Genomic DNA, 17,547 nt, shown 5'->3' on the forward strand with positions numbered 1-17,547 from the left:
CACCCACGCAAACCGACCGATATGAATTTCCTGGCATCTTCGAAGCATTCGCGCCGCACGGCGACCCGGCTCCTGGCCGCCGCGGCCCTGTGCGCCGCATCCGGCGCGCACGCGCAGGCCGTTCCCAAGACCTTGCGGCTGATCGTCGCGTACCCGGCCGGCGGCGTGAGCGACGTGATCGCGCGGGCGCTGGGCGACCGCCTGGCCGCGCAGATGGGCACCACGGTGATCGTGGACAACCGCGCCGGTGCCAGCGGCGCCATCGGCATGGACGCCGTGGCCAAGGCTGCGCCCGACGGCGCCACGCTGGGCTTCTCGGCCATCAGCCCGCTGGTGCTGAGCCCGCACCTGGGCAAGCTGCCATTCGATCCGCTGAAGGACGTGGTGCCGGTGGCCAGCGTGATGTATTCGCCCGTGCTGCTGATTGCCACGCCGGCCAGCAAGGCGAAGGACTTTCGCGCGCTGATCGACGACGCCAAGGCGCACCCGGGCGCGGTGCGCTGGGCCACGTCGGGCTCGGCCTCGCTGGGGCACATCGTGCTGGAGCAATTGCATGCGGCGGCCGGTGTCGACATCACGCACGTGCCGTACAAGGGCGGCGGCCAGCAGCTGAACGACGCCATTGGCGGGCAGTTCGAGATCTTGTCGACCAACGCGAGCCCCACGCTGTCTTCGCACATTCAGTCGGGCAAGCTGCGCCCGCTGGCCGTGGGCGCGCCGGCGCGGCTGGAGAGCCTGCCGCAGGTGCCCACGCTGGCCGAGCTGGGCTACAAGGCGGCGAACATCAATTCGCTGTTCGGCGTGTTCGCGCCGGCCGCCACGCCGCCCGCGCTGGTGGCCCGGTACAACGCCGAAATCAACAAGGCGCTGGCCAGCCCGGAGCTGCGCGCCAAGCTCACGGCCACCGACAACGTGCCGACCGGCGGCACCTCCGCGGCTTTCGCCAAGGAGATCGCGTCGGAGTTCGAGAGCAACGGGCGCATCGTGAAGGCGGCGGGCATCAAGGCCGACTAAGGCCGACTGAAGCTCGCTGACGCCGAAGTGACCATTGCGCTTGTGGTTTGATTTTACCTACCTTATAGTAGGTAGATGAGCACCACTTCCGCCACCGCTGCCGCCCTTGCCACCGGCAGCACCCGCGAGCAGATTCTTTCGGTGGCGCGCGGCTTTGTCGAAACGCGCTCCTACCTGGGCTTCAGCTTCCAGGACGTGGCCGACGCGGTGGGCGTGCGCAAGGCCAGCCTGTACCACCACTTCCCGACCAAGGAGGCGCTGGGCATCGCGGTGATCCGGGAGGCCACGCAGGGCTTCAAGGACTGGGACACGGCCCGTTCGCGCGAGCCCAGCGACGCACTCGAATCGTATTTCCGCATGTACCGCAACACGCTGCGGGCCGGCTCCGCCGTGTGCCCGGCAGGTGCGCTGGCCCCGGGCTGGGGCGTCATCAACGAAGAGCTGCGCCAGGCTGTGCAGGAGCTGCGCAACACGCAGGTGACGTGGCTCACCGGTGTGCTGGGGGCGCTGGGGTCCGTCCACGCGAAGGAGCCCCAAAGCGCAAAGAGCTCAAAGAGCACCAAAAGCGCCAAGGCACCGAAACCCCCCTCGGTCGCTTCCCAGGCTGCCTATGTGTTTTCGGTTTGCCAGGGCGCGCTGTTGTCGGCGCGCATGACGGGGCGCGTCGACGACTTCGACGACGCCATTGCGCAACTCAGGAGTTCACTGCCCGGCTGACCGCCTGGCCTGACGCGGGCACGTTTCGGCGTGCCTATTTCTTGACCTGATAGCCTACCGATTGGATGGTAGGTTTCGCCTGTTGGAGCACCCTCATGAAAGCCGTCATTTCCGCCTACGCCCGTTCCCCCTTTCACTTCGCGAAGAAAGGCGCGCTGGCCGACGTGCGCCCCGACACGCTCGCCGCCGGTGTGGTGCGCGGCCTGCTGCAGCGCACCGACCTCGACCCCGCGCTGCTCGAAGACATCATCCTGGGCTGCGCCTACCCAGAGGCCTCGCAGGGCAACAACTTGGCGCGCATCGTCGGGCTGCTGGCCGGCCTGCCGCACGAAGTGGGCGGCATGACGGTGAACCGTTTCTGCGGCTCGTCGATGCAGGCCGTGCACATCGCGGCCGCGCAGATCGAGGCGGGCATGGGCGAGGCCTTTTTGTGCGTGGGCGTGGAGTCGATGTCGATGGTGCCGCAGGGGGGCTTCAACTTCTCACCCAACCCCGAGCTGCTGCAGAACACCGACGCCTACATCTCGATGGGCGAGACGGCCGAGAACGTGGCGCAGCGCTGGAACGTGAGCCGCGCCGACCAGGAGGCGCTGGCCGTGCAATCGCACCGCAAGGCTGCCGAGGCGCGTGCGCAAGGGCGGCTGTCCGGCGAGATCGTGCCGGTGCGGCTGGCCTCGGGCGACATCGTCGACGCCGACGGCTGCATTCGAGCGACCACCTCGGCCGAGGCGCTGGCCCACCTGAAGCCCGTGTTCCGGCCCGACGGCGTGGTCACGGCCGGCACCGCGTCGCCGCTGACCGACGGCGCGGCCGCGGTGCTGGTCACCAGCGATGCGTTTGCCGCGAAGCATGGCCTGCAGGCACTCGCGCGCATCAAGTCGTTCGCGACGGTGGGCGTGGACCCGGCCGTCATGGGCATCGGCCCGATTCCCGCGACCCGCAAGGCGCTGGCGCGCGCCGGGCTGAGCGCGGCGGACCTCGACGTGATCGAGATCAACGAGGCCTTCTCTTCGCAGGCGCTGGCCTGCATCCGCGACTTGGGGCTGGACCCGGCCAAGGTGAACCTCGACGGCGGCGGCCTGGCCATTGGCCATCCGCTGGGTGCGACCGGCGCGCGCATCACGGGCAAGGCGGCGTCGCTGCTGGCGCGCGAGAAAGGCCGCTATGCGCTGGCCACGCAATGCATCGGCGGCGGGCAGGGCATTGCGACGATCCTCGAGCGTCTGTAATCGGCTGTGATCACCCGAGAATGACCGCCGTCACAACCAGGAGACCCTCCATGTCCAAGCTGTACCTCGACGACCTGAAGGTCGGCGACCGCTTCCAGAGCGCCGAGCACGCGCTCGACGTGGCGCAGATCAAGGCCTTCGCGCAGCAGTTCGACCCGCAGCCTTTTCACACCGACGAAGAGGCCGCGAAGAGCACCTTCTTCGGCGGGCTGGCGGCAAGCGGCTGGCACACAGCCGCGCTCACCATGAAGCTGCTGGTGGAGAGCGGCATTCCGCTGGCCGACGGCATCATCGGTTCGGGTGGCGAGCTGCAGTGGCCCCAGCCCACGCGCCCCGGCGACGTGCTGCATGTGGTGAGCGAGGTGGCGGCCATCGTGCCGTCGCGCTCCAAGCCCGGCCGCGCGATGGTGACGATGCGCTGCCAGACGCTCAACCAGCGCGGCGAGGTGCTTCAGCACTTCACGCCGAAGCTGGTGGTGCACGCGCGGCCTGGGTAGGCCGGCTCGTTCAACGCTTGTCGCGCGCCGCCTGGTCGGCCTGCGACGTCGCCACCAGCTGTCGCAGTTCCTCGTCGCTGAACCCGGCGCGCCCGCGCGCCTCCAGGTTGAACGGCGGCTTGTGGCGCGGCGCGTCGTAGCGCGCCACCAGTGCGGGGTAGGTCGCCTCGGCGTCCAGGCCGGCGCCGTCGCACAGCCATCGGTACCAGTGGTTGCCGATGGCCACATGGCCCACTTCGTCGCGCAGGATGATGTCCAGTATTTCGATGGCGCGCAGCGCGTCGGGCGTGTTCACGCGCCTGAGCTTGGCCTGGATGAGCGGCGTGGCGTCCAGCCCGCGCGCCTCCAGCGTGCGCGGCACCAGCGCCATGCGGGCGAGCACGTCGTCCTTGGTCTTCTCGCACATGTTCCACAGGCTGTCGTGGCCGGGGAAGTCGCCGTAGCGGTGGCCCATGGTCTGCAGGTGCGTGTGCAGCAGCGTGAAGTGCAGCGCCTCCTCGTCGGCCACGCGCAGCCAGTCGCGGTAGTAGGCCTCGGGCATGCCGTCGTAGCGCCACACGGCGTCCAGCGCGAGGTTGATGGCGTTGAACTCGATGTGGCAGATCGAATGCACCAGCGCCGCGCGGCCTTCGGGCGTGAAAGGCGAGCGCTGGTGCACCGCCGTGACGGCCACGCGCACGGGCTTGTCGGGGCGGCCGGGCACGCCGGTGTCGTCGCCGGGGGTGCGAATGGCGTCAGTTGCTATGGAATGCATAGCGGCTTGCGAAGCCGCGGCGCGCGTGGCCGCCACTTTTTCGTCGGGATCTGTGAGGCGTAACGCGGCGAGCGCGCTCAATCGGGGGTGCATCCCTACAATTCTAGTTTTGACCTTCTTTGACATTCCGGAGACAAAAACAATGGCGCTCTACGAACTCGACGGTGTGGCCCCCCAGCTGGGCGAAGGTGCATGGGTGGCCGACAGCGCGCAGGTCATGGGCAACGTCAAGCTGGCCGATAACGCCAGCGTGTGGTTTGGCGCCGTGCTGCGCGGCGACACCGAGACGCTGACGATCGGGCGCAACAGCAACATCCAGGACCTGTCGGTGCTGCACGCCGACGTCGGCTGCCCGCTGACCATCGGCGAGAACGTCACCGTGGGCCACCAGGTGATGCTGCACGGCTGCACCGTGGGCGACAACTCGCTGATCGGCATTCAGGCGGTGATCTTGAATAACGCGAAGATCGGCCGCAATTCGATCGTTGGCGCCGGCAGCGTGGTGACCGAGGGCAAGGAGTTTCCGGACAACTCGCTCATCATCGGCTCGCCGGCCAAGGTGGTGCGCACCCTCGACGACGCAGCGGCCGCCCGCTTGCGCCAGAGCGCGGCGCACTATGTAGAAAACGCCCATCGCTTTGCGAAGGGCCTCAAAAAGATCGCCTGACCCCTTGGGTTGCGGGCACACAGAGAAAGAAAACGTTTTGAGCGAGCTGCACAAATTCCTGTTCGATGGCCTGCCGGTGCGCGGCATGATCGTGCGCCTGACGGATGCGTGGCAGGAGATTCTTGCGCGGCGCGCCTCCAACACCGCCACCGGCCCGTACCCCACGCCGGTGGCCGAACTGCTGGGCGAGATGACGGCCGCGGCCACGCTGATGCAGTCGAACATCAAGTTCAACGGCGCCTTGATCCTGCAGATCTTCGGCGACGGCCCGGTGAAGGTGGCCGTGGCCGAGGCCAAGCCCGACCTGAGCCTGCGCGCGACCGCCAAGGTCATTGGCGACCTGCCGGCCGACGCGCGCCTGCCCGACATGGTGAACGTGAACAACAAGGGCCGCTGCGCCATCACGCTCGACCCGAAGGACAAGATGCCGGGCGCCACGCCATACCAGGGCGTGGTGCCGCTCTTTGGCGACGACGGCGAGAAGCTGGGCAAGCTCAGCGACGTGCTGCAGCACTACATGCTGCAAAGCGAGCAGCTCGACACCACGCTGGTGCTGGCGGCCGACGACAAGGTGGCCGCGGGCCTGCTGATTCAGCGTTTGCCGGTGAAGGGCGAGGGCAATCTCGAAGGCACCTCGGGCACCTCGAACAGGGACCACAACCAGGGCAACGAAGACCAGATCGGCCTGAACGAGGACTACAACCGCATCTCGATCCTGGCCTCCAGCCTGAAGCGTGAAGAGTTGCTCACGCTCGACATCGAGACCATTCTTCACCGCCTGTTCTGGGAAGAAAAGCTGCTGCGCTTCGAGCCGCAGGCCGGCCCGCTGGGCCCGCACTTTGCGTGCACCTGCGGGCGCGAGCGCGTGGCGCAGATGATTCGCGGGCTTGGGCTGGAAGAGGCCGAGAGCATCCTTGCCGAGCGCGGCGACATCGAGGTGGGCTGCGACTTCTGCGGCAAGCAGTACCGCTTCGACGCGGTCGATGCGGCGCAGATCTTCCGTCCGCCGACCGACCAGATTCCGGGCAGCCCGATCGTTCAGTAAGCGACAGGCGCCGCCGCGCTTTTCAGCGTGGCGCGTCGTCGAATTCGCTGAAGGCGATGTCCGGCGCGCTGGTGTTGTGCTTCGACGGCAGGCTGCGGCCAAAGCGCACCTGCGTGGCCTGCAACGTCTTCACCTCGGGCAGCGGCAGCACCTGCGGTGTGGCCTGCGGCGAGGCCTGCCAGCGCACCTCGCTCACGTCGGCGTTGTCGGGCGTCACGTACATCGAGCGCAGCACCGCGAAGGGCTGTGCGCTGGCGGTGGGCGTCGACAGGGTCACGTCGAGCGCGGTGCGCCGGCGGCTGATTTCGTCCACGCGCGCCACGGCGCTGCCACCGTCGGTGAAGCGCACGTGAATGGCCAGCGGGCGCGGCACGATGCGGATCGACGCGATGTTCACCACGGGCCGCGCCCCGGCTTCCACCGGCCCGAGCAGGAACGACGAGCCGTACACGCCGTCGCCAAAGCGCGCATCGGGCAGCGGCTTCAAGCGCCAGTAGCCGTCGGACGGGTAGAGCACGATGGCCTCCAGCGCCTTGCCGTTTTCTTTCTTGAACAGCTGCAGCAGATGAAAGCCGCTGTCCTTGCGCTTGCCCACCTGCACCGGCACGCGCTGTGCGCGCCAGAAGGTGGGCAGCGTCATGCCCACGATGCGCCACTGGGCGTTGTCCATCAGCACCACGGTGCGCTTGCGGAAGCGGTGCGCGGGGTCGGTGGGGTGCGCGCCGCCGTCGAAATTGCAGCCCGAGAAGTCGGGCTTGGTGACGTCGTTGCCGATGTTGTCGAGGTAGTCGGGCTGCAGCGCCTCGATGCGCATGTGGCGGATGCCGTCGCCGCGCAGGGTCAGCGAAACGTTGTCTTCCTCCGCGCAGGCGGTGGGTGTGGTGCCGTTCTCGACGGTGGCGGCCACCGGGGCCGCAAGGGCGGACGCGGCGGCCAGCAGCAGGGTGGCGAAGGTGGCGGGAACAAGCGCGGCACGCGCAACGGTCGGCAGGGGCATCGGGTCTCCGGTGAAGGGGAAGCGACGGGGCGCGCGGGCGTTATTCGCGGCGCGCGATCAGGTCGCTGAAAAGCTTATGTTCGCATTCCGGGTCGGAACACTTCTCGCAAGGCCATGACCACGAGGCGGGCTTCGATTCAGCGCTGCTGCGCGCGCTGGGCGCGCGTGCGCGGGCCTCGTTTCCCGCGATGGAATTGATGGCGTTCCATGCATTGGCAAGCCGCTCGTCGCCGCTGCCGTGCACCACCGCAAACGACAGCCTTGCGCGCGTGAGCGCGGCGCGCACCAGAGCATCGGTCGGCTGGCGTGCGTGCGGGCCGTCGCGCATGTCGTCGGCCACCCAGGGCAGATCGAGCGCGGTGAGCAGGGTGATGGCGTAGCGCCGCTGCGCGGCCAGTGCGCTGTCGTAGAGCGCGGTGTCGGCGAACAGCTGCTCGCTGTACACCGCCGTCATCAGCGCGGTGGTGTCGGCCACCACCACGCCCAAGGCAGCGGCGGCGCCGATGCGGCGGGTCTGCTCGTCGGCGATGGCCTGTTGTTCGTCGGGGCGCGGCGTGCGGCCTTCGCGCTCGCACCATTCGCGCAGGTACTCGCTCACCAGGGTGGTCGGCGTGCCGCGGTCTTGCAGGCGCTGCGCAATGGCGCGGGCCAGCTCGGTCTTGCCGGTGCTCTCCGCGCCCACGAGCGCAATGACGCAACCGGTGGGCAGGCTGGGCGTCATGCGGTCACCGCCTTCGCGGCCGTGCCCGGCATGCGCTGGCGCCATGCCAGGTAGCCGGCCACGCTGAGCACCGCGAACACCGCGTACAGGCCCACGGTGAGCCACAGGCCCTTGTGGATGAACAGGCCCACGCTCACCACGTTCACGGCCAGCCAGATCAGCCAGTTCTCGATGAACTTGCGCCCGAGCAGAAACTGGCCGACCAGGCTCAGCCCGGTGGCAAAGCCGTCCCACCAGGGCACGTCGGTGTCGGTGAAGCGGCGCAGAAAGAGGGCGACGGCCGGCCATGCGAAAGCGCAGGCGGCCAGCGTGAGGGCGATGCCGCGCGGGGAGAGCCGGCTTACCTGCAGCGCGCTGCCGTCGGCGCGACGGCCACGCAGCCATTGCGCCCAGCCCCACAGGGCGACGAAAGCGAAGAAGACCTGGAGCGAGGCGTCGCCGTAGATGCGGGCCTTGGCGAACACCGCCACATAGAGCAACGAGCTGACGATGGCCAGTGGCCATCCCCAGTGAATCTCGCGCATGTTGCAGCCGACCATGGCCAGCGCCAGCAGCGCGGCCACCAGCTCGAGCCAGCTCACGGGAGAGCCCCACAGCAAGAAGGCGGGGGCCGAGAGAAGCTCGGTCATCGGCGGGCTAAATACAGGCTGGAAAGAGAGTGGACCGGGCCAGCGAGTGAAGGGTCAGTGCGCGATCTGCACGAACACTTCGTTCGGCTTGACCATGCCGAGCTCGGCGCGCGCGCGCTCCTCGACCATCTCGAGGCCGTCCTTCAGGTCGTTGACCTCGGAGGTCAGGCGCTCGTTGTTCAGCGCGGCCTTGCCGTTGGCTTCCTTCTGGTCGGCCAGCTTGGTGCGCATCTGCGCCACGTCGCGCACGCTGCCGCGCCCGTTCCACAGCTGCCACTGCAAAACGGCCAGCAGGAGCAACAAGATGATGGGTGGAACGAGGCGGGCGCGCATGACGCGGGCAGGGGTGGCGTTACTTCAGGTTGTAGAACGCGCCGCGGCCGGGGTACATGGCGATGTCACCCAGGTCTTCTTCGATGCGCAGCAGCTGGTTGTACTTGGCGATGCGGTCCGAACGCGAGAGCGAGCCGGTCTTGATCTGGCCGGCGTTGGTGCCCACGGCAATGTCGGCAATGGTGCTGTCCTCGGTTTCGCCCGAGCGGTGCGAAATGACGGCGGTGTAGCCGGCGCGCTTGGCCATCTCGATGGCGGCGAAGGTTTCGGTGAGCGTGCCGATCTGGTTGATCTTGATCAGGATCGAGTTGGCAATACCCTTGTCGATGCCCTCTTGCAGGATCTTGGTGTTGGTGACGAACAGGTCGTCGCCCACCAGCTGCACGCGCTTGCCCAGGCGTTCGGTCAGGTGCTTCCAGCCGTCCCAGTCGCCTTCGTGCATGCCGTCTTCGATGCTGATGATCGGGTACTTGTCGACCCAGGTCGCGAGCATGTCGGTCCAGCTTTCGGCCGACAGCGACAGGTTTTCACCAGCCAGCACGTACTTGCCGTCCTTGTAGAACTCGCTGGCCGCGCAGTCCAGGCCCAGGGCAATTTGCTCGCCCGCCGTGTAGCCGGCCTTGTCGATGGCTTCCAGAATCAGCAGGATGGCCGCTTCATGGCTTTCCACGCTGGGGGCAAAGCCGCCTTCGTCGCCCACCGCCGTGCTGATGCCGCGGTCGCCCAGGATCTTCTTCAGTGCATGGAACACTTCGGCGCCGTAGCGCACGGCCTCGCGGAAGCTCTTGGCGCCTACGGGAATGATCATGAACTCCTGCAGGTCCAGGCTGTTGTTGGCGTGCGCGCCACCGTTGATGACGTTCATCATCGGCACCGGCAGCTGCATGCCGCCCATGCCGCCGAAGTAGCGGTACAGCGGCAGGCCGGACTCTTCGGCCGCGGCGCGGGCCACGGCCATCGACACTGCGAGCGTGGCGTTGGCGCCCAGGCGGGCCTTGTTGTCGGTGCCGTCCAGGTCGATCATCGTGCGGTCCAGGAAGGCCTGTTCGCTGGCGTCCAGGCCCAGCACGGCTTCCGAGATCTCGGTGTTGATGTTCTCCACGGCCTTGAGCACGCCCTTGCCCAGGTAGCGGCTCTTGTCGCCGTCGCGCAGCTCGATGGCTTCGCGCGAACCGGTGGATGCGCCCGAGGGCACGGCCGCGCGGCCCATGGTGCCCGACTCGAGCAGCACGTCGCATTCGACGGTGGGGTTGCCTCGGCTGTCGAGAATTTCGCGGCCGACGATGTCAACGATTGCACTCATCTTTTGTCTTTCTCTTTCTGGTCTCTTGGGCGAACAAATGAAATGGGATCAGAGGCCTTCGACCGCAATCATGTTCATGATGGCGGCGCCGGCACGCGCTTGCCGTGCCTTCAGGTACTCGGGCGTTTCATAGAAGGCCTTGGCCTTCTCGAAACTGGCGAACTTGAGCACGACCACGCGCGTGGGCTGCCAGTCGCCTTCCAGTGGTTGCACTTGGCCGCCGCGCACGCACACTTCGGCGCCGTGTGCCTGCATGGCAACGCTCGACCACTTCTTGTATTCCTCGTACTGGGTCGGGTTGGTCACCTCGACGTGGGCAATGACGTAGCCACTGCTCATGCCACGGCCTTCAGCGACTTGTTGGTGCTGCCGGCGCCCTTGTCCTTGTGCTCGAGCGCCGCCTTGATGAAGGCGTTGAACAGCGGGTGGCCGCCCCATGGGGTCGACTTGAACTCGGGGTGGAACTGCACGCCCATGAACCAGGGGTGCACGTCCTGCGGCAGCTCGACGATTTCGGTCAGGTGCTCGCGCTGCGTGAGCGCGGAGATCACCAGGCCCGCGTCGCGCAACTGGTCGAGGTAGTTCACGTTGGCTTCGTAGCGATGGCGATGGCGCTCGGTGACCACGTCGCCGTAGATGCTGTGGGCCAGCGTGCCGGGCGTGACGTCGGAGCTTTGCGCGCCCAGGCGCATGGTGCCGCCCAGGTCGGACTTTTCATCGCGCGTCTTCACGGTGCCGTCGGCGTCCTTCCACTCGGTGATGAGGGCGATCACGGGGGTGGGCGTTTCGGGGTCGAACTCGGTGCTGTTGGCGTTCTTCAGGCCGGCCACGTGGCGGGCGTATTCGATGGTGGCCACCTGCATGCCCAGGCAAATGCCCAGGTAGGGCACCTTGCCTTCGCGGGCGAAGCGGGCCGCGGAGATCTTGCCTTCGACACCGCGCTGGCCAAAGCCGCCGGGCACCAGAATGGCGTCGTACTTGGCCAGGCGCGAGACGTCCTGCGTGGTGATGGTCTCGGAGTCGATGTAGTCGATCTTCACGCGGGCATGGTTCTTCATGCCGGCGTGGCGCAGGGCTTCGTTCAGCGACTTGTAGCTGTCCGACAGGTCCACGTATTTGCCGACCATGGCAATCGAAACTTCCTTTTGCGGATGCTCGACTTCGTAGACCAGGTCGTCCCAGCGCTGCAGCTTGGCGGGCGGCGTGTTGATGCGCAGCTTGTCGCAGATCAGGCCGTCCAGGCCCTGTTCGTGCAGCATGCGGGGCACCTTGTAGATGGTGTCCACGTCCCACATGGAGATGACACCCCACTCGGGCACGTTGGAGAACAGCGAAATCTTGGCGCGCTCGTCGTCGGGAATGGGGCGGTCGGCGCGGCACAGCAGCACATCGGCCTGAATGCCGATGGCGCGCAGTTCCTTGGCGGTGTGCTGCGTGGGCTTGGTCTTGAGCTCGCCGGCGGCGGCGATCCAGGGCACGTAGCTCAGGTGCACGAAGGCCGAGTTGTTCGGGCCGTTGCGCAGGCTCATCTGGCGCACGGCTTCCAGGAAGGGCAGCGACTCGATGTCGCCCACCGTGCCGCCAATTTCCACGATGGCCACGTCCACCTCGTGCGAGGTGCCGATGCCGGCGCCGCGCTTGATGTATTCCTGAATTTCGTTGGTGATGTGCGGAATTACCTGCACCGTCTTGCCGAGGTAGTCGCCGCGGCGTTCCTTCTCGAGCACGGTCTTGTAGATCTGACCGGTCGTGAAGTTGTTGGCCTTGCGCATGCGCGTGTTGATGAAGCGCTCGTAGTGGCCGAGGTCGAGGTCGGTCTCCGCGCCGTCGTCGGTGACGAACACTTCGCCATGCTGGAACGGTGACATCGTGCCGGGGTCGACATTGATGTACGGATCGAGCTTGATGAGGGTGACTTGGAGGCCGCGCGATTCGAGGATCGCGGCGAGCGAGGCGGAGGCGATTCCCTTGCCAAGGGAAGAGACGACACCACCGGTGACGAAGACAAATTTGGTCATGCCAGTTCCGGATGCTGTGAATCCGGGCAGTGGGAAATTGCGATTATAGGTGTGCCCCTTGCGACACCTTCCACCAAGGGCTTGTTGCCGTTTGTTCGACGGCCTATGCGCAACAATACGGCCCATGCAAGATCTCGCCGGCAAACACATCGTCCTGGGCCTCACTGGGGGCATTGCCTGCTACAAGTCGGCCGAGCTGTGCCGCCTGTTCGTCAAGGCCGGCGCAACCGTTCAGGTCGTGATGACCGAGGCGGCGGAGCAGTTCATCACGCCCGTCACCATGCAGGCGCTGTCCGGGCGCACCGTGTACACCTCGCAGTGGGACACGCGCGAGCCCAACAACATGCCGCACATCAACCTGAGCCGCGAGGCCGACGCCATCGTGCTGGCGCCCTGCAGCGCCGACTTCATCGCGCGCCTGGTGCAGGGGCGCTCCGACGACCTGCTCAGCCTGATGTGCCTGGCCCGCCCGACGGAGCGCATTCCGCTCTTGATCGCACCGGCCATGAACCGCGAAATGTGGGCCCACCCCGCCACCCAGCGCAACCTGATGCAGGTGGCCGAAGACGGTGCCACGGTGCTCGGCGTGGGCAGCGGCTGGCAGGCCTGCGGCGAGACCGGCGACGGGCGCATGCTCGAGCCGGCGCAGTTGCTGGAGGACGTCACCGCCTTCTTCAGCCCCAAGCTGCTGGCCGGGCAGAAGATGCTGGTGACGGCCGGGCCGACCTTCGAGGCGCTCGACCCGATTCGCGGCATCACCAACCATTCCTCCGGCAAGATGGGTTTTGCCATTGCCCGCGCGGCCCGCGAGGCGGGCGCCGAGGTCACGCTGGTGGCCGGCCCGGTGCACCTGCCAACCCCGCGCAGCGTGACGCGTGTCGACGTGCTGTCTGCCCAGGACATGCTCGAGGCGACCGTCCGCGCCGCGGAGTTCGCTAGCATTTTTGTAGCAACTGCCGCGGTGGCCGACTGGCGCCCGGCCGCGCAGAGCGACCAGAAGATCAAGAAGGACGGCAGCGGCAAGACGCCGGTGCTCGATTTCGTCGAGAACGCCGACATTCTTCTGACCGTGGCGCGCAGCGAGCGCGCACAGTCGAAGAAACTCTTTTGCGTGGGCTTTGCCGCGGAGAGCGAAAACCTCGTCGCGCATGCCAAGGCCAAGCGCGAGCGCAAGGGCATTCCGCTGCTGGTCGGCAACATCGGCCCGCTGACCTTCGGGCAGGACGACAACGCGCTGCTGCTGGTCGACGCCCATGGCGTGCGCGAACTGCCGCGCGCGCCCAAGCTCACGCTGGCACGCGAACTCATGACTGAAATAGCCGCACGACTTTCCGACTGGAGGGCCCCATGAACCTGAATCCGCAATGGAACACACCGCCGAATGGCGACTTCGCCCGCTACGTCGAGCGGCTGTCGGCCCAGGCCGCGCTGCCCAAGCGCGCGGCGAAAGAGGGCGAGCCCGGCCTCGACGTGGGCATCACCACCTTGCCCAACCAGCCAGGCCCCGTGACGGCCGCGATGCAGCAACGCAGCGGAGCCTCGAATGGCGAGGTGTCAGGGTCCGAACCCGGCTCTTTCGACCCGGCGACGCTGAAGGTGATGGGCGTGGTCGGCGCGCTCGTTTTCCTGGTGCTGTGGGCGTGGGGCGTGCCTTTTGGCGCTCTGGTGGTCCTGCTGGGGCTGGCGGTCTGGTTCGGACGCAAACTGAAGGGCGTCAAGTTGAAGGGCGTCACGTTCAAGCCGGGCATTGCCAAGTGGCAGCAGGTGCTCGAGGACGCGGCGCGAAAGCAAAGAGAACAGCAATACAAACAAGGCAGCAAGTAAGTGAAAGTCGACGTTCGAATTTTCGATCCGCGCATGGTGGATCAATTGCCCGCGTATGCCACCCCCGGCAGCGCCGGCCTCGACCTGCGGGCGTGCCTCGATGCCCCCATCACGCTGGAGCCCAACGGCTGGCAACTGGTGGGCACTGGCATCGCGATCCACCTGGCCGACCCGGCCTACGCGGCCATGATCCTTCCGCGCTCGGGCCTGGGCCACAAGCACGGCATCGTGCTGGGCAACCTCGTCGGCCTGATCGACAGCGACTACCAGGGCGAGCTGAAAATCAGCGCCTGGAACCGCAGCGACACGCCCTTCGTGCTGCAGCCGATGGAGCGGCTCGCGCAACTGGTCATCGTGCCGGTGGTGCAGGCGCAGTTTCGGGTGGTCACGGAATTTGCACCTACGCAACGCGGCGAGGGCGGCTACGGTTCCACGGGCAAGCACTGAGCTTTTGCGGGCCCATTTTTCTTAAGGGGACCTGAGTGTCCGAGCGGTAAAGAACGGAACTGCGGCCGCTGTCGGGCCTCGAAGGTTTCAGTGTGTGTTTTGCGTCATCGCGGCAGCGGCTGCGGCGTTAGTCACACGCAGGTGCATTCTTCGTGCACCGTTTCTATCCGAGGAGCCTCTCAACATGAAGATCTCAATGCGCTTCGTTTCCGTCACCGCTTGCGTGCTGGCCGTGGCCACGCTCACCGCTTGCGTGGCACCCGCGCCGGTCTACCAGACCTCGCGCTATCCGTACCAGGCGCCACCGCGTGCCATCCAGTACCAGGAAGCTTCCTACGTCGAATACGGCCATGTGGCCAACATCGAAGTGCTGCGCAGTGAAACTGCCGGCAGCGGCACGAGCGGCGGCGGCGCGGTTGCCGGCGGCGTCATCGGTGGCGTGGTGGGCAATCAGTTCGGGCGCGGCAACGGCCGTGCCGCGGCCACCGCGCTGGGCATCGTGGGCGGCGCCTTGCTGGGCAACACCATCGAGGCGCAGCAGAACGGACCCCGTGCCTATGAAACCTATCGGGTGTCGGTGCAGACCGACCGCGGCGGCTACCGCGCGTTCGACGTGCAAAGCCCGGGCGACCTGCGCGTTGGCGATCGCGTGCGCATCGACAACGGTCAGATCTCGTGCATGTAAGCATGTAATAGCGCGCGTGTGATCCCGCGCTGTTCGACACACGCTGAAAAGCCGGGCATGCCCGGCTTTTTCTTTGGCTTGGTGCGGCCTCAGTGCAGCGTCTGGTTGCCCGGCGCCATCGGCGCGACCTTGAAGAACCCGGTGCCTGCCGACCCGCGGCCAATTTCTTCCTCGGTGGCTTCGCGCACCGTGCGCACCGTGATGTCCAGCCGTATCGCAATGCCCGCCAGCGGGTGGTTGCCGTCCAGCACGAGGTGGTCCGGGTAGGTTTCGGCCACCGTGTAGATGGTGTCCTTCGGAATCGCCTCGCTCACGCCCTTGGGCAGGGCGGAGCCGTCGAAGGTCATGCCTTCTTCCGTGCCCTCGGGAAAGAGCGAACGGGGCTCCAGAAAGAGCAACTGGTCGTTGAAGTCGCCGAAGCCCTGCTCGGGCTCCACCTGCAGCTGCACCCGGGCGCCGGGCTCATGGCCCTGCAGGGCCGCTTCGATCACGTCGAAGAGGTCGTCGCCGCCAACCAGAAATTCCACCGGTTCATCGAGCACGTCCAGCACGTCGCCGAGCGTGTCTTTCATTGTCCAGGTCAAGCCGACCACGCATTGTTCAGAGATTTCCATTGCAGAATTCTCCCATGGAGATTACACAACCGCTGCCGTTGCTCGGCGGCCTGAGTGCCGCGCAGTTCATGCGGCGACATTGGCAGAAAAAACCCTTGCTCGTTCGCCAGGCGATTCCCGCCATGGTGCCACCGATCGAGCGCAGTGCGCTGTTTGCGTTGGCCGAGCGCGAAGAGGTCGAGTCCCGGCTGATCCGGCATGGCAAGTCCGGCTGGTCGCTGAAACACGGCCCGCTGGCCCGGCGCGCCTTGCCCCCGCTCAAACAACCCGGCTGGACGATGCTGGTGCAGGGTGCCGACCTGCACCACGAGGGCGTGCACGAGTTGTTGCGGCAGTTTCGTTTTCTGCCCGATGCGCGGCTCGACGACCTGATGATCAGCTATGCCAGCGACACCGGGGGGGTCGGCGCGCATTTCGACAGTTACGACGTGTTCCTGCTGCAGGCCCAGGGGCGGCGCAAATGGTCGATCGGCAAGCAGAGCGACCTGAGCCTGCAGCCTGGCGTGCCGCTGAAGATTCTGCAGAACTTCGAGCCGGAGCAGACCTTTGTGCTCGAGCCAGGCGACATGCTGTACCTGCCCCCCAAGTACGCCCATGACGGCGTGGCCGTGGGCGACGACTGCATGACCTGCTCCATCGGCCTGCGTTCTTCCGCGGTGGGCGAAATGGGGGCCGACCTGCTGTCCCGCATGGCGCAGGCCTACTCGGAAGACCTCGAAGATGCCGGGCCGGCCGAGCTGGCCCGTTACCGCGACCCGAGCCAGCCGGCCGTCGATGCCCCGGCACAGATGCCCGCCGCCTTGCAGGACTTCGCGCGCAAGGCCGTGCAGGCCGCGTTGCGCGACCCCGACGCCATTGACCGCGCGCTGGGCGAATCGCTGACCGAGCCCAAGGCCAACGTGTGGTTCGGTGAAGGCAGCGACATGCCCGCCGCGGTGCAGCGCGTGGCGCTCGACCGTCGCACGCGCATGCTCTACGACACGCGGCACATCTACATCAACGGCGAGAGCTTTCGCGCCGGCGGCGCCGACGCCACGCTGATGCGCCGGCTGGCCGATCAGCGCGCCCTGGGTCCACGCGAGCTGGCCCGCGCGAGCGAAGGCGCCCTGGGGTTGCTCGACGAGTGGTGCGCGTCAGGCTGGCTGCATGCCGAATGAGCCCGATCAACCCCTGAGCGAAGGCCGCTTCGACGGCCGCGAGGCCTTCGACACCATCTTGCGCGGCGCGCTGGCCTCGGCGGCGCGGGAAGGCTGGCAAGAAATCGTCTTCAGCGACCCCGACTTCGCCGACTGGCCGCTGGGCGAGCGCGCCAGCATCGAGGCGCTGCAGGCCTGGGCCGCGAGCGGTCGGCGCCTCGTGCTGCTTGCGCAGCGTTTCGACGTGCTGGAGCGCGGGCACGCGCGCTTCGTGCCGTGGCGGCGCATGTGGGACCACATCGTCGAATGCCGCGCCAGCGGCAAGGCCGTGGGTTCCGAGGTGCCCAGCGCCATCTGGACGCCCACATGGTTCGTGCATCGCATCGACCCCGAGCGCAGCCGGGGCCTGAGCAGCACCGACGCGCCTGCGCGCCGTGCCTTGCGCGAGCGCATCGACGCCTCCTGGCGTCTGGCACGCCCGGCCTTTGCGGCGTCGACACTCGGCTTGTAAGCCAATGCCGCGAATCGGCCGCCAGACACATTCGGGCAGGGATGCGGGTCTAGAATTTTTTCGTTCCAGACCTTCATTGCCAAAGGAGATTCCATGAAGAAGTCCACATCCGTCCTGGTTGCCTCGCTGATTGCCGCTGCCGCGCTCGTCGCCTGCGGAAAAAAGGAGGATGCCGCGCCGGCGGTGGTGACGCCGCCTCCTGCGCCCGTGACCGAACCCGCGCCGGCACCAATGGCGCCTGCGACTGCACCGTCCGCCGATTCGGGCGCCATGGCACCGGCGCCGGGTGCTTCGTCGGCACTCGACGCCGCGAACGCCGCGACCGAAGCCGCCAAGAAGAACGACGCCCCCAAGCCGTAAAAGTGCTGCGAGGCATTCGCCAACGAAAAAACCGCCGTCGGGCGGT

General features: G+C 67.0%; 22 protein-coding genes. 13 read left to right on the plus strand and 9 right to left on the minus strand.

The features are described 5' to 3' along the window. The first annotated feature begins 21 nt into the window (after nucleotides 1-21). From VLK31_RS05810 to VLK31_RS05825, 4 genes are all read left to right on the plus strand, one after another. A complete protein-coding gene (locus tag VLK31_RS05810) occupies nucleotides 22-1,014 on the plus strand; it encodes a Bug family tripartite tricarboxylate transporter substrate binding protein (protein WP_409167437.1) in 993 nt (330 codons plus the stop codon). Between the two features lie 75 nt (nucleotides 1,015-1,089). Next, on the plus strand, nucleotides 1,090-1,731 hold the full coding sequence (locus VLK31_RS05815; protein WP_409167438.1) for a TetR/AcrR family transcriptional regulator: 642 nt from the start codon (nucleotides 1,090-1,092) through the stop codon (nucleotides 1,729-1,731). Between the two features lie 95 nt (nucleotides 1,732-1,826). After that, complete coding sequence (locus tag VLK31_RS05820) at nucleotides 1,827-2,960, plus strand: thiolase family protein (RefSeq protein WP_409167439.1); 1,134 nt, start codon at nucleotides 1,827-1,829, stop codon at nucleotides 2,958-2,960. A 50-nt stretch (nucleotides 2,961-3,010) separates the two neighbouring features. Beyond that, the gene (locus VLK31_RS05825; RefSeq protein WP_409167440.1) at nucleotides 3,011-3,457 is read left to right on the plus strand and encodes a MaoC family dehydratase; all 447 of its coding nucleotides are present in this window, start codon (nucleotides 3,011-3,013) and stop codon (nucleotides 3,455-3,457) included. A 10-nt stretch (nucleotides 3,458-3,467) separates the two neighbouring features. On the opposite strand, the gene VLK31_RS05830 is transcribed toward VLK31_RS05825, so the two are convergent. Then, nucleotides 3,468-4,304: a ferritin-like domain-containing protein gene (locus VLK31_RS05830; protein ID WP_409167441.1), complete on the minus strand. Its 837-nt coding sequence runs from the start codon at nucleotides 4,302-4,304 to the stop codon at nucleotides 3,468-3,470. A gap of 49 nt (nucleotides 4,305-4,353) precedes the next feature. Between VLK31_RS05830 and VLK31_RS05835 the strand changes: the two genes are divergently transcribed. Then, nucleotides 4,354-4,878 (plus strand): gamma carbonic anhydrase family protein, encoded by a 525-nt coding sequence (locus VLK31_RS05835; RefSeq protein WP_409167442.1) that lies wholly within the window; start codon nucleotides 4,354-4,356, stop codon nucleotides 4,876-4,878. A gap of 37 nt (nucleotides 4,879-4,915) precedes the next feature. Further along, nucleotides 4,916-5,923: an Hsp33 family molecular chaperone HslO gene (locus tag VLK31_RS05840; RefSeq protein ID WP_409167443.1), complete on the plus strand. Its 1,008-nt coding sequence runs from the start codon at nucleotides 4,916-4,918 to the stop codon at nucleotides 5,921-5,923. Between the two features lie 22 nt (nucleotides 5,924-5,945). On the opposite strand, the gene VLK31_RS05845 is transcribed toward VLK31_RS05840, so the two are convergent. The 7 genes from VLK31_RS05845 to VLK31_RS05875 are packed head-to-tail and all read right to left on the minus strand — an operon-like array spanning nucleotide 5,946 to nucleotide 11,924. Then, nucleotides 5,946-6,920: a hypothetical protein gene (locus VLK31_RS05845; protein ID WP_409167444.1), complete on the minus strand. Its 975-nt coding sequence runs from the start codon at nucleotides 6,918-6,920 to the stop codon at nucleotides 5,946-5,948. A gap of 40 nt (nucleotides 6,921-6,960) precedes the next feature. Continuing rightward, complete coding sequence (locus tag VLK31_RS05850) at nucleotides 6,961-7,641, minus strand: AAA family ATPase (RefSeq protein WP_409167445.1); 681 nt, start codon at nucleotides 7,639-7,641, stop codon at nucleotides 6,961-6,963. Further along, entirely contained in the window at nucleotides 7,638-8,270 is a 633-nt protein-coding gene (gene pnuC, locus VLK31_RS05855) for a nicotinamide riboside transporter PnuC (protein WP_409167446.1), read from the minus strand. Before pnuC ends, VLK31_RS05850 begins: the two co-directional genes overlap by 4 nt. Nucleotides 8,271-8,324: 54 nt before the next feature. Beyond that, the gene (ftsB, locus tag VLK31_RS05860) at nucleotides 8,325-8,603 is read right to left on the minus strand and encodes a cell division protein FtsB (RefSeq protein WP_409167447.1); all 279 of its coding nucleotides are present in this window, start codon (nucleotides 8,601-8,603) and stop codon (nucleotides 8,325-8,327) included. A gap of 19 nt (nucleotides 8,604-8,622) precedes the next feature. Further along, complete coding sequence (gene eno / locus VLK31_RS05865) at nucleotides 8,623-9,906, minus strand: phosphopyruvate hydratase (protein WP_409167448.1); 1,284 nt, start codon at nucleotides 9,904-9,906, stop codon at nucleotides 8,623-8,625. A 48-nt stretch (nucleotides 9,907-9,954) separates the two neighbouring features. Next, nucleotides 9,955-10,245 (minus strand): DUF1330 domain-containing protein, encoded by a 291-nt coding sequence (locus tag VLK31_RS05870; RefSeq protein ID WP_409167449.1) that lies wholly within the window; start codon nucleotides 10,243-10,245, stop codon nucleotides 9,955-9,957. Then, a complete protein-coding gene (locus tag VLK31_RS05875) occupies nucleotides 10,242-11,924 on the minus strand; it encodes a CTP synthase (RefSeq protein ID WP_409167450.1) in 1,683 nt (560 codons plus the stop codon). The genes VLK31_RS05870 and VLK31_RS05875 overlap by 4 nt, the downstream gene beginning before the upstream one ends. A 124-nt stretch (nucleotides 11,925-12,048) precedes the next feature. Here VLK31_RS05875 and coaBC point away from each other — a divergent pair, with 124 nt between their 5' ends. From coaBC to VLK31_RS05895, 4 genes are all read left to right on the plus strand, one after another. Next, nucleotides 12,049-13,275, plus strand: a complete 1,227-nt coding sequence (gene coaBC, locus VLK31_RS05880; protein ID WP_409167451.1) for a bifunctional phosphopantothenoylcysteine decarboxylase/phosphopantothenate--cysteine ligase CoaBC — start codon at nucleotides 12,049-12,051, stop codon at nucleotides 13,273-13,275. After that, nucleotides 13,272-13,748 carry a hypothetical protein gene (locus VLK31_RS05885; protein WP_409167452.1) on the plus strand — a complete coding sequence of 159 codons (477 nt, stop codon included), beginning with the start codon at nucleotides 13,272-13,274 and terminating at the stop codon, nucleotides 13,746-13,748. The genes coaBC and VLK31_RS05885 overlap by 4 nt, the downstream gene beginning before the upstream one ends. Then, nucleotides 13,749-14,195 carry a dUTP diphosphatase gene (dut, locus tag VLK31_RS05890; protein ID WP_409167453.1) on the plus strand — a complete coding sequence of 149 codons (447 nt, stop codon included), beginning with the start codon at nucleotides 13,749-13,751 and terminating at the stop codon, nucleotides 14,193-14,195. Between the two features lie 184 nt (nucleotides 14,196-14,379). Beyond that, nucleotides 14,380-14,880, plus strand: coding sequence for a glycine zipper 2TM domain-containing protein (locus tag VLK31_RS05895; protein ID WP_409167454.1), 501 nt, complete (start codon nucleotides 14,380-14,382; stop codon nucleotides 14,878-14,880). An 89-nt stretch (nucleotides 14,881-14,969) separates the two neighbouring features. Here the strand turns inward: VLK31_RS05895 and VLK31_RS05900 are convergent, their stop codons facing one another. Then, complete coding sequence (locus VLK31_RS05900) at nucleotides 14,970-15,494, minus strand: peptidylprolyl isomerase (RefSeq protein ID WP_409167455.1); 525 nt, start codon at nucleotides 15,492-15,494, stop codon at nucleotides 14,970-14,972. Nucleotides 15,495-15,508: 14 nt separating this feature from the next. Here VLK31_RS05900 and VLK31_RS05905 point away from each other — a divergent pair, with 14 nt between their 5' ends. From VLK31_RS05905 to VLK31_RS05915, 3 genes are all read left to right on the plus strand, one after another. Next, nucleotides 15,509-16,651, plus strand: coding sequence for a JmjC domain-containing protein (locus VLK31_RS05905; protein ID WP_409167456.1), 1,143 nt, complete (start codon nucleotides 15,509-15,511; stop codon nucleotides 16,649-16,651). Continuing rightward, nucleotides 16,641-17,141 (plus strand): hypothetical protein, encoded by a 501-nt coding sequence (locus VLK31_RS05910; protein ID WP_409167457.1) that lies wholly within the window; start codon nucleotides 16,641-16,643, stop codon nucleotides 17,139-17,141. The genes VLK31_RS05905 and VLK31_RS05910 overlap by 11 nt, the downstream gene beginning before the upstream one ends. A 93-nt stretch (nucleotides 17,142-17,234) precedes the next feature. After that, the gene (locus VLK31_RS05915; RefSeq protein WP_409167458.1) at nucleotides 17,235-17,501 is read left to right on the plus strand and encodes a hypothetical protein; all 267 of its coding nucleotides are present in this window, start codon (nucleotides 17,235-17,237) and stop codon (nucleotides 17,499-17,501) included. The last annotated feature ends 46 nt before the right edge of the window (nucleotides 17,502-17,547 follow it).

Source organism: Variovorax sp. H27-G14 (assembly GCF_046156345.1).
In the GTDB taxonomy this organism is placed as follows: domain Bacteria; phylum Pseudomonadota; class Gammaproteobacteria; order Burkholderiales; family Burkholderiaceae_C; genus Variovorax.